Below are 14,817 nucleotides of genomic sequence, written 5' to 3' on the forward strand. Positions count from 1 at the left end.
CCAGATTGGACCTGAGATTCTAAGAAAATCAAGCCCTTGTCGTCAAGTGAAGTACTGTGCTTACAGTACTTCTTCGCTCTGAACGGCTTCGAGCGCTTCGAATGCCGAGTCCAGACCTTGTGCCTGACGCTTGCGCGACCGGTGGTAGGCCAGGCCCGTACCGGCCGGGATCAGACGACCGACGATGACGTTTTCCTTCAGACCGCGCAGATCGTCGACCTTGCCCATGATGGCGGCTTCGGTCAGGACACGCGTGGTTTCCTGGAACGATGCGGCCGAGATGAACGAGTCGGTCGACAGCGACGCCTTGGTGATACCCAGCAGCACGTTGTCGTACCCAGCCGGCTGCTTGCCGGCGGCGATCATTTCGTCGTTCTTCGTCAACACTTCAGCGCGCTCGACCTGCTCGCCCGGGATGAAGCCGGTATCACCGTTGCTGGTGATGACCACGCGACGCAGCATCTGGCGAACGATCACCTCGATGTGCTTGTCGTTAATCTTCACACCCTGCAGACGGTAAACTTCCTGCACTTCCTGGACGACGTAACGCGCCAGCGCCTCGATACCCTGCAGACGCAGGATGTCGTGCGGATCGATCGGGCCGTCGACGATGGTTTCACCGCGGTTGACCACCTGACCATCGTGCACCATCACGTGCTTTTCCTTCGGGATCAGGTATTCGTGACCCAAGCCTTCCAGATCGGTGATGATCAAGCGCTGCTTGCCCTTGGTGTCCTTACCGAACGACACGGTACCGGTCACTTCGCCCAGCATGCCGGCATCCTTCGGCGAACGGGCTTCGAACAGCTCGGCCACGCGCGGCAGACCACCGGTAATGTCGCGGGTCTTGGCCGATTCCTGCGGAATCCGCGCCAGTACATCGCCCTTGCCAACCGACTGACCGTCCTTGACGGTAATGATCGCGCCCGGCTGGAAGCCGATGGTCACCGGCGTATCGGTGCCGGCAAGCTTCACTTCCTTGCCCTGCTCGTCGAGCAGCTTCACCAGCGGACGGACGCCCTTGGCGCCAGCCTTGGTCTTCGGGTTGATCACGACGAGGGTCGACAGGCCGGTCACGTCGTCAACCTGCTTGACGACGGTCATGCCTTCCTCGACGTTCTCGAAGCGCACCTGGCCTTCGTACTCGGTAATGATCGGACGGGTGTGCGGATCCCACGTACCCAGCACGGTGCCGGCCTTGATGGCATCGCCATCCCTGACGGTCAGCGTCGCACCGTACGGCACCTTGTGGCGCTCGCGCTCGCGCCCCTGGTCGTCGAGCACCAGCACTTCGGCCGAACGGGTAATGATGATCAGCTCGCCCTTGTTGTTGGCGACGTAACGCATCGTCGAGGTGAACGCCACACGGCCGTTCGACTTCGATTCCACCTGGCTCGCTGCTGCGGCTCGCGATGCGGCACCACCGATGTGGAAGGTACGCATCGTCAGCTGGGTACCCGGCTCACCGATCGACTGCGCGGCGATCACGCCGACGGCTTCACCGGCGTTGACGCGATGGCCACGACCCAGATCACGGCCGTAGCACGATGCGCACAGGCCATAACGGGTTTCGCAGGTCAGCGGCGTACGCACCTTGACTTCGTCGACGCCGATTTCATCGATGCGATCGACGATATCTTCGGTCAGCAGCGTGCCGGCTTCGAACGCGGTTTCCTGCGTGCTCGGGTCGACGATATCGCTAGCAACGACACGGCCGAGAATCCGGTCGCGCAGCGCCTCGATCACGTCACCGCCCTGGACGACAGCCTTCATCGTCACGCCGTGCTTGGTGTAGCAATCGTCTTCGATCACGACCAAGTCCTGCGTCACGTCGACCAGACGACGGGTCAGATAACCCGAGTTCGCGGTCTTCAGCGCCGTATCCGCCAGACCCTTACGGGCACCGTGGGTCGAGATGAAGTAGTCAAGAACGGTCAGGCCTTCGCGGAAGTTCGCCTTAATCGGCGTCTCGATAATCGAGCCGTCCGGCTTGGCCATCAGGCCCCGCATACCGGCAAGCTGACGGATCTGGGCGGCAGAACCCCGCGCGCCCGAGTCGGCCATCATGTAGATCGAGTTGAACGAGTCCTGCATCAGGTCCTTGCCGTTCTCGTCCTTGACGATATTGCCGTCGGTATCGAGCACCGGCTGCTTGCCGAGGTTGGCCATCATCGCCTTGGCGATGTCTTCACCGGCGCGACCCCAGATGTCGACGACCTTGTTGTAGCGCTCGCCCTGAGTGACCAGACCCGAGTTGTACTGCTGCTCGACGTCGCGCACTTCGGCGTTGGCGGCAGCCAGCAGCTCGGCCTTGGCGGCCGGCACCAGCATGTCGTCGACGCAGATCGAGATACCGCCGCGGGTCGAGTAGGCAAAACCGGTGTACATCAGCTGGTCGGCGAACACCACGGTGTCCTTCAGACCGCAGCTGCGGAACGAGGCGTTGATCAGCTTGCCGATTTCCTTCTTCTTCAGCGCCTTGTCGATGTGGCTGAAGTCGAGGCCCTTCGGCAGGATTTCCGACAGGATCGCGCGGCCGACGGTGGTGTTGCGACGCACCGTGTGCGCTTGCCATTCGCCGTTCTCGTCCTTGACCCATTCGTTCAGGCGCACCGAAACGCGCGTCTGCAGCGTCACCGCCTTGTTGGCGTAGGCGCGCAGCGCTTCCTTGACGTCGGTGAACGCCATGCCTTCGCCCGTGGCGCGGATCGCCTCGCGGGTCATGTAGTACAGACCCAAGACGATATCCTGCGACGGCACGATGATCGGCTCGCCGTTGGCCGGCGACAGCACGTTGTTCGACGCCAGCATCAGCGTGCGGGCTTCCATCTGCGCTTCGAGCGACAGCGGCACGTGAACGGCCATCTGGTCACCGTCGAAGTCGGCGTTGAAGGCCGCGCAAACCAGCGGATGCAGCTGGATGGCCTTGCCTTCGATCAGCACCGGCTCGAACGCCTGGATACCCAGACGGTGCAGCGTCGGCGCACGGTTCAGCAGAATCGGATGTTCGCGAATGACGTCTTCCAGGATGTCCCAGACGACGGCTTCTTGCGATTCGACCATCTTCTTCGCGGCCTTGATCGTGGTCGCGAGGCCCAGCACTTCGAGCTTGTGGAAGATGAACGGCTTGAACAGCTCCAGCGCCATCAGCTTCGGCAGGCCGCACTGATGCAGACGCAGGTACGGACCGACGGTAATGACCGAACGACCCGAGTAGTCGACGCGCTTACCGAGCAAGTTCTGACGGAAACGACCGCCCTTACCCTTGATCATGTCGGCGAGCGACTTCAGCGGACGCTTGTTGGCACCGGTCATCGCCTTGCCGCGACGGCCGTTGTCGAGCAGCGAGTCGACCGACTCCTGCAGCATGCGCTTTTCGTTGCGGACGATGATTTCCGGCGCGCGCAGCTCGAGCAGACGCTTGAGACGGTTGTTCCGGTTGATGACGCGACGATACAGATCGTTCAGGTCCGACGTGGCGAAACGGCCACCGTCGAGCGGCACCAGCGGACGCAGTTCCGGCGGCAGCACCGGCAGCACTTCCAGCACCATCCATTCCGGCTTGATGCCGGACTTCTGGAAGGCCTCGAGCACCTTCAGGCGCTTGGCGATCTTCTTGATCTTGGTGTCGGACGAGGTCGACTCGAGCTCGGCGCGCAGCTTGCTGATTTCGTTCTCGCTATCGAGATTCTTCAGCAGTTCGCGCACGGCCTCGGCGCCCATCAGCGCAACGAATTCGTCGCCGTATTCGTCGAGCTTGTTGTAATAGTCTTCTTCGGTCAGCAGCTGGCCGCGGTTCAGCGGAGTCATGCCCGGCTCGACCACGATGAAGGCTTCGAAGTACAGCACCCGTTCGATATCGCGCAGCGGAATGTCGAGCACCATGCCCAGACGCGACGGCAGCGACTTCAGGAACCAGATGTGCGCAACCGGCGACGCCAGTTCGATGTGGCCCATGCGTTCGCGACGCACCTTGGACAGCGTGACTTCAACGCCGCACTTTTCGCAGATCACGCCGCGATGCTTGAGGCGCTTGTACTTGCCGCACAGGCATTCGTAGTCCTTGATCGGCCCGAAAATACGCGCGCAGAACAGACCGTCACGTTCCGGCTTGAACGTACGGTAGTTGATCGTTTCCGGCTTTTTGACTTCGCCGAACGACCACGAACGAATCTTCTCGGGCGATGCGAGCCCGATCTTGATCGCGTCAAATTCTTCGTCTTGCGCGACCTGCTTGAAGAGTTCGAGTAAGCCTTTCATTCATTTAGCTCCTGTGAGGGTGAGGCGTTCGGTACGAGGCGGCACGGGGCCGCCCCTCCTCACACAATCACTCGGTTTCCAGATCGATATCGATACCCAGCGAACGGATTTCCTTCACCAACACGTTGAAGGATTCCGGCATGCCGGCGTCGATCCGGTGATCGCCCTTGACGATGTTCTCGTAGACCTTGGTCCGGCCGTTCACATCGTCCGACTTCACCGTCAGCATTTCCTGCAGCGTGTACGCCGCGCCGTACGCTTCGAGTGCCCAGACTTCCATTTCACCGAAACGCTGGCCACCGAACTGCGCCTTACCGCCCAGCGGCTGCTGGGTCACGAGCGAGTACGGGCCGGTCGAACGCGCGTGCATCTTGTCGTCGACCAAGTGATGCAGCTTCAGGTAGTGCATCACGCCGACGGTGACCTTGCGCTCGAATGCTTCGCCTGTGCGGCCATCGAACAGCTGCATCTGCGTCTTGCTGCTGTTGAAGTCGAGCAGCTGGGTACGTGCGTCTTCGTCCGGGTAAGCCAGATCCAGCATCTGATGGATTTCGCTTTCCTTCGCGCCGTCGAATACCGGGCTTGCAAAGGTCATACCGCGACGCAGGCCGTTGGCCAGCTGCACCACTTCGGCTTCCGACAGACCGGCGATGTCTTCCTGACGGCCGGCGCAGTTGTAGATCTGGTCCAGGTACTGGCGCATTTCGGCGATGTTGCGCTGTTCGCGCAGCATGGCATCGATGCGTTGGCCGATCCCCTTGGCCGCCCAACCGAGGTGGACTTCGAGAATCTGACCGATGTTCATCCGCGACGGCACGCCCAGCGGGTTCAGCACGATGTCGACAGTCGAACCGTCGGCCATGTACGGCAGGTCTTCAACCGGCAGAATCTTCGAGACTACACCCTTGTTACCGTGACGGCCGGCCATTTTGTCGCCCGGCTGCAGACGGCGCTTCACCGCGACGTAGACCTTGACCATCTTGATCACGCCCGGCGGCAGTTCGTCGCCCTGGGTCAGCTTGCGCTTCTTGTCTTCGAACTTGAGGTCGAAGTCGGCCTTCATCTGGGCGATCAGGTCCTTCATCGCTTCGAGCTGGCGCGCGCTTTCCTCGTCCGACAAACGAATGTCGAACCAGTCGTGCTTGGACGGCAGATCGGCCAGGTAGTCATGGCTGATCTCGGTGCCCTTGGCCAGACGCTTCGGGCCGCCGTTGGCAGTCTTGCCGACGATCATCCGCTCGATCCGCTCGAACAGGTCGTTCTCGACGATGCGTAGCTGGTCGTTCAGGTCGGTCCGGTGGCGGCGCAGCTGTTCGTCGATGATGGCCTGGGCGCGCTTGTCGCGCTCGACGCCTTCACGGGTAAACACTTGCACGTCGATCACGGTACCGGTCATGCCCGACGGCACGCGCAGCGAGGTGTCCTTCACGTCGGACGCCTTTTCGCCGAAGATCGCGCGCAGCAGCTTCTCTTCCGGCGTCAGCTGGGTTTCACCCTTAGGCGTCACCTTACCGACGAGGACGTCACCGGCTTCGACTTCAGCGCCGATGTAGACCACGCCCGACTCGTCCAGACGACCGAGCATGCGCTCGGACAGGTTGGAGATGTCGCGGGTGATTTCTTCCGGGCCGAGCTTGGTATCGCGCGCCATGACCGACAGTTCCTCGATATGGATCGAGGTGTAGCGGTCTTCGGCAACGACCTTCTCCGAGATCAGGATCGAGTCTTCGAAGTTGTAGCCATTCCACGGCATGAAGGCGATGGTCATATTCTGACCGAGTGCCATTTCGCCGAGGTCGGTCGATGCGCCGTCGGCCACCACGTCACCACGGGTGATGCGGTCGCCACGGCGGAGCACCGGACGCTGGTTGATATTGGTGTTCTGGTTCGAACGCGTGAATTTGACGAGGTTGTAGATGTCCACGCCGGTTTCGCCCGGCAGGGTTTCATCGTCATTCACACGCACCACGACGCGGTTGGCATCGACATAGTCGACGATACCGCCACGCAATGCGGCCACGGCCGTACCCGAGTCGACCGCGCAAGTGCGCTCGATACCGGTACCGACGAACGGCTTCTCGGCGCGCAGCACCGGCACGGCTTGACGCTGCATGTTGGCGCCCATCAGTGCGCGGTTTGCATCGTCATGCTCGAGGAACGGGATCAGCGAAGCTGCGACCGACACGATCTGGCTCGGCGCCACGTCCATGTACTGGACGCGGTCCGGCGTCGCGATAATGGTTTCGCCGTGTTCACGGCAGGTGACCATTTCGTCGATCAGACGGCCGTCGTCGTCGGTTTGTGCATTGGCCTGCGCAATCACGTACTTGCCTTCTTCGATCGCCGACAGGTAATCGATTTCAGCGGTAGCCTTGCCGTCGATCACCTTGCGATACGGGGTCTCGAGGAAGCCGTAATGGTTGGTGCGGGCGTAGCACGACAGCGAATTGATCAGGCCGATGTTCGGGCCTTCCGGCGTTTCGATCGGGCAAACGCGACCGTAGTGGGTCGGGTGCACGTCGCGGACTTCAAAGCCGGCACGCTCACGCGTCAGACCACCCGGGCCAAGGGCCGAGACACGGCGCTTGTGGGTAATTTCCGACAGCGGGTTGGTCTGGTCCATGAACTGCGACAGCTGCGACGAACCGAAGAATTCCTTGATCGCTGCCGATACCGGCTTGGCGTTGATCAGGTCGTGCGGCATCAGGTTGTCGGATTCGGCTTGCGACAGACGCTCCTTGACGGCGCGCTCGACGCGTACAAGACCAGCGCGGAACTGGTTCTCGGCCAGTTCACCGACCGAACGCACGCGACGGTTGCCGAGGTGATCGATGTCATCGACATCGCCACGGCCGTTGCGCAGCTCAACCAGAATGCTGATGACGGCAAGGATGTCGTCCACCGACAAGGTACCTGCGCCTTCGAGGCCCATTTCACCGACACGGGCGTAGAACTGGTGCATCCAGCCCGGCGTCTTCTCGTCGCGCGGCGCAAGATAAGCACGGCTGTTGAACTTCATCCGGCCGACCGCCGACAGATCGTAACGGTCCTCGGAGAAGAACAGGCCATTGAAGAGCGCCTGGACCGAATCCTCGGTCGGCGGCTCGCCCGGACGCATCATGCGATAGATCGCCACGCGCGCGCCGTACTCGTCGTTCACGTCGTCCGAACGCAGGCTTTGCGAAATGAACGCGCCTTGGTCCAGATCATTGACGTACAGCACCTTCATCTCGGTCACGCCGGCGATGTCGAGCTTGGCGGCCAGATCTTCGGTGATTTCCTCGTTGCAACGGGCTAGCACTTCGCCGGTTTCCGGGTGCACAACGTGGTGGGCCAGGATGCGGCCGTACAAGAAGTCGACCGGCACCGGCAGCTTGGTGATGCCAGCGGTCTGGATATCGCGGATCGTCTTGGCAGTGATGCGCTTGTCTTTCTGCGCCAGCACCTTGCCATCGCTCGACACGATGTCGAACTTGGCGACTTCGCCCTTCAGGCGCTCGGGCACCAGCGACATCTCGAGACCGTCCTCACCGATGGTGAAGGTGTCGGTGTCGTAGAAGCGCTCGAGGATTTCCTCAGGCGTGAAGCCCAGTGCCTTCAGCAGTACCGACACCGGCATCTTGCGGCGACGGTCGATCCGGAAGAACAGCAGATCCTTCGGGTCGAATTCGAAGTCGAGCCACGAGCCGCGGTACGGAATGATCCGTGCCGAGAACAGCAGCTTGCCCGAGCTGTGGGTCTTGCCCTTGTCGTGCTCGAAGAACACGCCCGGCGAGCGGTGCAGCTGCGAGACGATAACGCGCTCGGTGCCGTTGATCACGAACGAGCCGTTACGGGTCATCAGCGGAATTTCGCCGAAGTAGACGTCCTGTTCCTTGACTTCCTTCACGGTCGGCTTGGCCGCTTCGCGATCCATGATCACGAGGCGCACGCGGGCGCGCAGCGGCGCAGCAAACGTAATGCCGCGCTGTTGGCACTCGATCACGTCGAAAGGCGGATCGCCAAGCACATAGTGGACGAACTCAAGGCGTGCATTGCCGTTGTGCGACTCGATCGGGAAAATCGAGCTGAACGCAGCCTGCAGGCCGTTGGTATTCCGCTCCGCGACTGGCACACCCAATTGCAGGAACTCGGTGTACGAGTTGATCTGGGTCGCGAGGAGAAAAGGAACGTCCAGGACGTTCGCCCGCTTCGCAAAACTCTTACGAATGCGTTTCTTCTCTGTGAACGAGTAATTCATACTCAAAAGCTCTCCATGGATTGGGGCGCAAAAGACAAACCGCAAAGCGCTCCGGGAACATTTTTCCGGTTTGTCATCTGTGGCAAAACCTCTAGACGATTCTTTAGGTTTAGCTTACAGAACGGCAGTCAAACAAACGCAAAATGGCAGGCGGATTCCTCCGCCTGCCTATTTCGAGCAATCGCGAGAGCGATTACTTCATCTCGGCAGTTGCACCTGCTTCGACCAGCTTCTTGACCATGGCTTCAGCTTCAGCCTTGGCAATGCCTTCCTTCAGCGGCTTCGGAGCGCCGTCGACCAGGTCCTTAGCTTCCTTCAGGCCCAGGCCGGTCAGTTCGCGCACGACCTTAATCGTGCCGACCTTGTTGGCGCCAGCGCCGGTCAGGATCACGTCGAACTCGGTCTTTTCTTCAACAGCAGCAGCAGCAGCGCCAGCCGGGCCAGCAACAGCAACAGCAGCAGCCGAAACGCCGAACTTCTCTTCGAACGCCTTCACCAGGTCGTTCAGTTCCATGACGGTCAGACCAGCAACCGCGTCGAGGATATCTTCTTTGGACAGAGCCATTTGTAAATACTCCTGAAAATCTTTTCGAAAGGGTAAGGAATCGGGAAGCGGTTACGCTTCGGCCGGAACAGCTTCGACCGCAGCCGGTTCGCCAGCTTGCTTCTTTTCTGCCAGCGCGGCGAGGCCACGGGCGAAGCCAGCCAACGGCGCTTGCATGACGTAGAGCAGCTTCGAGAGCAGCTCTTCGCGGCTCGGGATCGACGCCAGCGCGGCAACGCCGGCTTGGTCCATCACCTGACCTTCATACGAACCGGCCTTGACGACGATCTTGTCGTCCTTCTTGGCGAACGTGTTCAGCACCTTGGCTGCAGCAACCGGGTCTTCGGAAATACCGTAAACCAGCGGACCGACCATATGGTCAGCCAAACCGGCAAACGGCGTTCCTTCGACCGCACGGCGTGCCAGCGTGTTCTTCAGAACACGCAGGTATACGCCGGACTCGCGCGCTTGCTTGCGCAGCAGAGTCATGCTGGCAACCCCGATACCCCGATACTCGGCGACGACGATGGTCTGAGCCTTGGCAACTTCTGCCGAGATTTCAGCTACGACGGCCTTTTTGTCTTCGAGATTGAGACTCAAGGTCTACCTCCATTACGAGATGTTTGGCATGGCAAAGCCACACCTCCCAACGGCGACCTTTCCTTCAGGAAACCCGTGGTGAAACACCACAGGCCAAATCCAGATTGGGTACACCGTCTGCGTAGGCTGCCGGCGAACCGGCGATTAAGCATCGAAACGCGCCTACGGTCTTGGACTACCCCGCTCCGGCGCAAGCACCGGAACAGGCCCAAAATTTATTACTGCGCCAGCGAGCCAGCGTCGACGCGAACGCCGACACCCATCGTGCTCGAAACGGCGACCTTCTTCAGGTACACGCCCTTGCTCGAAGCCGGCTTGGCTTTTTGCAGCGCTTCGATCAGCGCAACCAGGTTGGTCTTCAGATCAGCGGCTTCGAACGAAGCACGGCCGATGGTCGCGTGGATGATGCCACCCTTGTCGGTACGGTACTGAACCTGACCGGCCTTGGCGTTCTTCACTGCCTCGGCAACGTTCGGGGTCACGGTACCGACCTTCGGGTTCGGCATCAGGCCGCGCGGGCCGAGAATCTGACCGAGCTGACCGACGATACGCATTGCGTCCGGCGAAGCGATCACGACGTCGAAGTCGAGATTGCCGGCCTTGATCTGTTCAGCCAGATCTTCGAAGCCGACGACTTCAGCGCCTGCAGCCTTGGCGGCTTCAGCGTTGGCGCCCTGTGCGAACACAGCAACGCGCACCGACTTGCCGGTACCCTTAGGCAGCACGACCGAACCGCGAACCACTTGGTCCGACTTACGTGCGTCAACGCCGAGGTTGACCGACACGTCGATCGATTCGTTGAACTTGGCGGTAGCAGCACCCTTGACCAGCGCGAGCGCTTCGTCAACGGCGTACAGCTTGTTGCGATCAACCGAAGCCTTCAGAGCAGCGAGACGCTTGGAAACCTTAGCCATTTACACGCCCTCCACTTCGAGACCCATCGAACGTGCCGAACCAGCGATGATGCGCACGGCAGCATCGAGGTCAGCAGCGGTCAGGTCAGCCTGCTTGGTCTTGACGATTTCTTCGAGTTGCGCACGGCTCACCTTGCCGACCTTGTCGGTATGCGGACGCGGCGAACCCTTCTGAATGCCAGCAGCCTTCTTCAGCAGAATGGTTGCGGGCGGCGACTTCATCACGAAGGTGAAGGACTTATCCGCGAAGGCGGTGATGACAACCGGAATCGGCAGACCCGGCTCAACGCCTTGGGTCTGGGCGTTGAACGCCTTGCAGAATTCCATGATGTTCAGGCCGCGCTGACCAAGTGCCGGGCCAATAGGCGGCGACGGGTTGGCTTTACCAGCGGGCACTTGCAGCTTGATGTAGCCGACAATCTTCTTTGCCACGATTTAACTCCTGAAATGGGTCAAGCGCGGACTCGCATCCGCTCCCCTGCTACAACCGGACCGAAGCCCGGCACTGAAACCAGATCAGACTTTCTCGACCTGGGAGAAATCCACATCGACCGGCGTGGCGCGACCGAAGATCAGCACCGACACCTTGAGGCGACTCTTGTCGTAATCGACGTCCTCAACGGTGGCATTGAAGTCGGCGAACGGACCGTCGGTCACGCGCAGCACTTCACCCACCTCGAACAGCACCTTCGGACGCGGCTTTTCCACGCCCTCTTGCATCTGCTGCATGATCGCATCGACTTCGCGCTGCGAAATCGGCGACGGACGATTGCCGACACCACCGATGAAGCCGGTCACCTTGGGTGTCGACTTGACCAGATGCCAAGAATCGTCGGTCATTTCCATCTCGACGAGCACATACCCCGGGAAGAACTTGCGCTCGGTCAACGCCTTGCGACCAGCCTTGATCTCGACCACTTCTTCCACCGGCACGAGAATCTGTCCGAACAGGTGCTGCATGTCCGCACGCTCGATACGCTCTTTCAACGCCTTCTGCACGCTCTTCTCAAAACCCGAGTACGCATGCACGACGTACCAACGCATTCCCATGTATGACTCCGCTATCCCTACTTATCCGCGCCCGAGGACCAGGTCGTAAAAGACCCATGCCAGGCCCGAGTCGACCGCCCACATAAAGAGAGCCAGCACGCCAACAAACAAGAAGACGATACCGGTAAGCTGCCACGTCTCCTTGCGGGACGGCCAGACCACCTTTTGCGCCTCCTTGATCGAGTCTCGCGCATAGTCGATAAACTGACGCCCAAGCGCAGAGAACCAGAGCATCGCTCCGGCCATTGCCAACCCCAGCACCACGCACAATACGCGCAGCACACCTTGGTCGGCCGGAACCATGTAGTAACCGGCGATACCTACGACCACGAGCAGCAACGCTGCCACGACCTTGATTTTGTCGACGCTTTCCATAACTCTTGATTCGGACAGCAAATAAAATAGAGCCGTTTCCCTGCGGAAACGGCTCTGACTCTAGACCGTGGCAGGCGAGGAGGGTCTCGAACCCCCAACCCCCGGTTTTGGAGACCGGTGCTCTACCAATTGAGCTACTCGCCTACGGGGAAACACGGCACTATATCAGCACCGCGTCTTTATGTAAATACTTACTCGATGATCTTGGCAACGACACCAGCGCCGACGGTACGACCGCCTTCACGGATGGCGAAACGCAGACCTTGTTCCATCGCGATCGGAGCGATCAGCGACACGACGACTTCAACGTTGTCGCCCGGCATCACCATTTCGATACCAGCCGGCAGCTCGACCGCACCGGTCACGTCGGTGGTACGGAAGTAGAACTGCGGACGGTAGCCGTTGAAGAACGGGGTGTGACGACCGCCTTCTTCCTTGCTCAGTACGTAGACCGAACCTTCGAACTTGGTGTGCGGGGTGATCGAACCCGGCTTGGCCAGCACTTGGCCACGCTCGACGTCTTCACGCTTGGTACCGCGCAGCAGCGCGCCGATGTTGTCGCCAGCTTGACCTTGATCCAGCAGCTTGCGGAACATTTCCACGCCGGTGCAGGTGGTCTTGACGGTCGGCTTGATACCAACGATTTCGATTTCTTCGCCAACCTTGACGATGCCGCGCTCGATACGACCGGTCACCACGGTGCCGCGACCCGAGATCGAGAACACATCTTCAACCGGCATCAGGAAGGCGCCGTCGATGGCACGTTCCGGCGTCGGGATGTACGAATCCAGCGCGTCAGCCAGACGGAAGATCGCCGGCTCGCCGTATTCCGATTGGTCACCTTCCAGCGCCAGACGGGCCGAACCGGTGATGATCGGGCAGTCGTCGCCCGGGAAGTCGTACTTGCTCAGGAGTTCGCGAACTTCCATCTCCACCAGCTCGAGCAGCTCAGCGTCGTCCACCAGGTCAGCCTTGTTCAGGAAGACGATAATGTACGGCACGCCAACTTGGCGCGACAGCAGGATGTGTTCACGGGTTTGCGGCATCGGGCCGTCAGCGGCCGAGCAGACCAGGATCGCACCGTCCATCTGGGCAGCACCGGTGATCATGTTCTTCACGTAGTCGGCGTGACCCGGGCAGTCAACGTGTGCGTAGTGACGTGCTTCGGTTTCGTATTCGACGTGCGCGGTGTTGATCGTGATACCGCGAGCCTTTTCTTCCGGCGCGCTGTCGATCTGCGAGTAGTCTTTGGCTTCGCCGCCAAACTTCTTCGACAGGATGGTGGTGATCGCTGCGGTCAGCGTGGTCTTGCCATGGTCAACGTGACCGATGGTGCCGACGTTGACGTGCGGCTTCGTCCGCTCGAACTTACCTTTAGCCATGATATTTCCTTACCGGGATTTAAGAATGAAATATACAAGCGTGATTGGAGCTGATGGTGGGAATTGAACCCACGACCTCTCCCTTACCAAGGGAGTGCTCTACCCCTGAGCTACATCAGCATCAAACTTTTTGGAGCGGGTGAAGGGAATCGAACCCTCGTCATAAGCTTGGAAGGCTTCTGCTCTACCATTGAGCTACACCCGCCGGGAACTAAGCCACACAGCAAACAACGGCTTCACGACCGCACTACTACTAATAATCTGGTGGTGGGGGCTGGATTCGAACCAGCGTACTCAGAGAGGGCAGATTTACAGTCTGCTGCCTTTAACCACTCGGCCACCCCACCGGATGAGCTGCACATTATGGGCGACGAATAGACCCCTGTCAAACCCCGCACCGAAAAATTATCGATATAATTCATATCCAACTGAATAATAAGAATATTATTTTCGTCCACGCACGCATTGGGGGGGCATAAACCCTTGTGATCGCGCAGCGACAAACACTTCAAATTCAGCGCTTGAGCACACGCATCCAGTAACGGTTCCGCTGTTTTTCTTCGGAAAATCTATAGAGCCACGCTTTTTGCGCCGCCAGGCACCTTGCCCCCCCCTGGCCTTGTATAAGGAAGACGTTGCATTGTCACGCAGACACGCGGCCATCGATGCACCGCTGTCCGGCAAGCAAGAGCACCAAGCCACGCACCGTCACCCGAGACATCACCCAGCCCAGCACCTGCCGATCGCCATTCCCCGCCCCGCGAGTCACCAACACCATGGCGTGGCGCCCTGCGAAGCGCCCCAGCGGGAACAACGACTTGAGCCGCGACCGATCAGGACACCCCCACCTTCCCCCCCACCCCTCTACGCCCCATATATAAGCCCCCCCTCTAGAAAACGGAGTCAAAGTCGCCCCGACCTCACATCATCTTTTTTTCGCAAAAGGTGTTGACGCGGCCGGATAGATGGTGTTTAATTCGTCTCCTTGGTTGGCCAGTTAGCTCAGTTGGTAGAGCAGCGGATTGAAAATCCGCGTGTCCGTGGTTCGATTCCGCGACTGGCCACCACTTAAAAAGCCGCTTCTCACGAAGCGGCTTTTTTCATTTCCGCCGGCAGTCCAGAACGACTAGCGCGCCGCGCGCCAGCGGTATTGCAGCAGCGATACCCGCCCCTGCGCATCAAACACAATCCCTTCGGCCTCCAGCAGATAGCGCTGCAGATCATCGTGGCCATCCAGCCCGCGACGGCTGATGCGCCCTTCGTGGTTGACGATGCGATGCCAAGGCACGCCCTCGCCCGCCTCGCGGAGCGCAACCCCCACCTGGCGGGAATGGCGCGGGAAGCCTGCCAGACGCGCGACATCTCCATAGCTGGCGACCGCCCCTGCGGGCACTTCGGATACGACCGCCAGCATTGCAGCCCTGATCGTTACTGCAGCAATTGCGGCCATCC

At 60.1% G+C, this 14,817-nt stretch carries 10 protein-coding genes and 5 tRNA genes; 1 reads left to right on the forward strand and 14 read right to left on the reverse strand.

The features are described 5' to 3' along the window. Positions 1 to 60: 60 nt before the first annotated feature. From rpoC to R0382_RS02430, 13 genes are all read right to left on the reverse strand, one after another. Positions 61 to 4,260: a DNA-directed RNA polymerase subunit beta' gene (rpoC, locus tag R0382_RS02370; RefSeq protein WP_432721980.1), complete on the reverse strand. Its 4,200-nt coding sequence runs from the start codon at positions 4,258 to 4,260 to the stop codon at positions 61 to 63. 67 nt (positions 4,261 to 4,327) lie between these two features. Beyond that, positions 4,328 to 8,500 (reverse strand): DNA-directed RNA polymerase subunit beta, encoded by a 4,173-nt coding sequence (rpoB, locus tag R0382_RS02375; protein ID WP_432721981.1) that lies wholly within the window; start codon positions 8,498 to 8,500, stop codon positions 4,328 to 4,330. A gap of 193 nt (positions 8,501 to 8,693) precedes the next feature. Next, the gene (gene rplL, locus R0382_RS02380) at positions 8,694 to 9,065 is read right to left on the reverse strand and encodes a 50S ribosomal protein L7/L12 (RefSeq protein ID WP_432721983.1); all 372 of its coding nucleotides are present in this window, start codon (positions 9,063 to 9,065) and stop codon (positions 8,694 to 8,696) included. Positions 9,066 to 9,116: 51 nt separating this feature from the next. Further along, positions 9,117 to 9,644 carry a 50S ribosomal protein L10 gene (gene rplJ / locus R0382_RS02385; protein WP_432721985.1) on the reverse strand — a complete coding sequence of 176 codons (528 nt, stop codon included), beginning with the start codon at positions 9,642 to 9,644 and terminating at the stop codon, positions 9,117 to 9,119. A gap of 218 nt (positions 9,645 to 9,862) precedes the next feature. Then, complete coding sequence (gene rplA / locus R0382_RS02390; protein ID WP_432721987.1) at positions 9,863 to 10,558, reverse strand: 50S ribosomal protein L1; 696 nt, start codon at positions 10,556 to 10,558, stop codon at positions 9,863 to 9,865. After that, on the reverse strand, positions 10,559 to 10,990 hold the full coding sequence (rplK, locus tag R0382_RS02395; RefSeq protein WP_432721989.1) for a 50S ribosomal protein L11: 432 nt from the start codon (positions 10,988 to 10,990) through the stop codon (positions 10,559 to 10,561). Positions 10,991 to 11,074: 84 nt separating this feature from the next. Further along, on the reverse strand, positions 11,075 to 11,608 hold the full coding sequence (nusG, locus tag R0382_RS02400; protein WP_189462466.1) for a transcription termination/antitermination protein NusG: 534 nt from the start codon (positions 11,606 to 11,608) through the stop codon (positions 11,075 to 11,077). 21 nt (positions 11,609 to 11,629) lie between these two features. After that, positions 11,630 to 11,983: a preprotein translocase subunit SecE gene (gene secE / locus R0382_RS02405; protein ID WP_432721991.1), complete on the reverse strand. Its 354-nt coding sequence runs from the start codon at positions 11,981 to 11,983 to the stop codon at positions 11,630 to 11,632. A 68-nt stretch (positions 11,984 to 12,051) separates the two neighbouring features. Continuing rightward, positions 12,052 to 12,127: transfer RNA gene (locus R0382_RS02410), tRNA-Trp, on the reverse strand. A 47-nt stretch (positions 12,128 to 12,174) separates the two neighbouring features. Beyond that, complete coding sequence (gene tuf / locus R0382_RS02415; protein ID WP_432721974.1) at positions 12,175 to 13,365, reverse strand: elongation factor Tu; 1,191 nt, start codon at positions 13,363 to 13,365, stop codon at positions 12,175 to 12,177. Between the two features lie 45 nt (positions 13,366 to 13,410). After that, a tRNA-Thr gene (locus tag R0382_RS02420) sits at positions 13,411 to 13,485 on the reverse strand. 11 nt (positions 13,486 to 13,496) lie between these two features. Then, positions 13,497 to 13,570, reverse strand: a tRNA-Gly gene (locus R0382_RS02425). Positions 13,571 to 13,627: 57 nt separating this feature from the next. Then, a tRNA-Tyr gene (locus tag R0382_RS02430) sits at positions 13,628 to 13,712 on the reverse strand. 644 nt (positions 13,713 to 14,356) lie between these two features. Here R0382_RS02430 and R0382_RS02435 point away from each other — a divergent pair. Next, positions 14,357 to 14,432: transfer RNA gene (locus tag R0382_RS02435), tRNA-Phe, on the forward strand. Positions 14,433 to 14,491: 59 nt separating this feature from the next. On the opposite strand, the gene R0382_RS02440 is transcribed toward R0382_RS02435, so the two are convergent. After that, positions 14,492 to 14,815, reverse strand: a complete 324-nt coding sequence (locus tag R0382_RS02440) for an MGMT family protein (protein ID WP_432721993.1) — start codon at positions 14,813 to 14,815, stop codon at positions 14,492 to 14,494. Positions 14,816 to 14,817 lie beyond the last annotated feature (2 nt).

The organism is Jeongeupia wiesaeckerbachi (assembly GCF_050916355.1).
Taxonomy (GTDB): domain Bacteria; phylum Pseudomonadota; class Gammaproteobacteria; order Burkholderiales; family Chitinibacteraceae; genus Jeongeupia; species Jeongeupia wiesaeckerbachi.

Bases quoted from the DNA above. Each gene is read 5' to 3' on its own strand.
- rpoC (WP_432721980.1), bottom strand. From the start codon at position 4,260: ATGAAAGGCTTACTCGAACTCTTCAAGCAGGTCGCGCAAGACGAAGAA.
- rpoB (WP_432721981.1), bottom strand. From the start codon at position 8,500: ATGAATTACTCGTTCACAGAGAAGAAACGCATTCGTAAGAGTTTTGCG.
- rplL (WP_432721983.1), bottom strand. From the start codon at position 9,065: ATGGCTCTGTCCAAAGAAGATATCCTCGACGCGGTTGCTGGTCTGACC.
- rplA (WP_432721987.1), bottom strand. From the start codon at position 10,558: ATGGCTAAGGTTTCCAAGCGTCTCGCTGCTCTGAAGGCTTCGGTTGAT.
- nusG (WP_189462466.1), bottom strand. From the start codon at position 11,608: ATGGGAATGCGTTGGTACGTCGTGCATGCGTACTCGGGTTTTGAGAAG.
- secE (WP_432721991.1), bottom strand. From the start codon at position 11,983: ATGGAAAGCGTCGACAAAATCAAGGTCGTGGCAGCGTTGCTGCTCGTG.
- tuf (WP_432721974.1), bottom strand. From the start codon at position 13,365: ATGGCTAAAGGTAAGTTCGAGCGGACGAAGCCGCACGTCAACGTCGGC.
- R0382_RS02440 (WP_432721993.1), bottom strand. From the start codon at position 14,815: ATGGCCGCAATTGCTGCAGTAACGATCAGGGCTGCAATGCTGGCGGTC.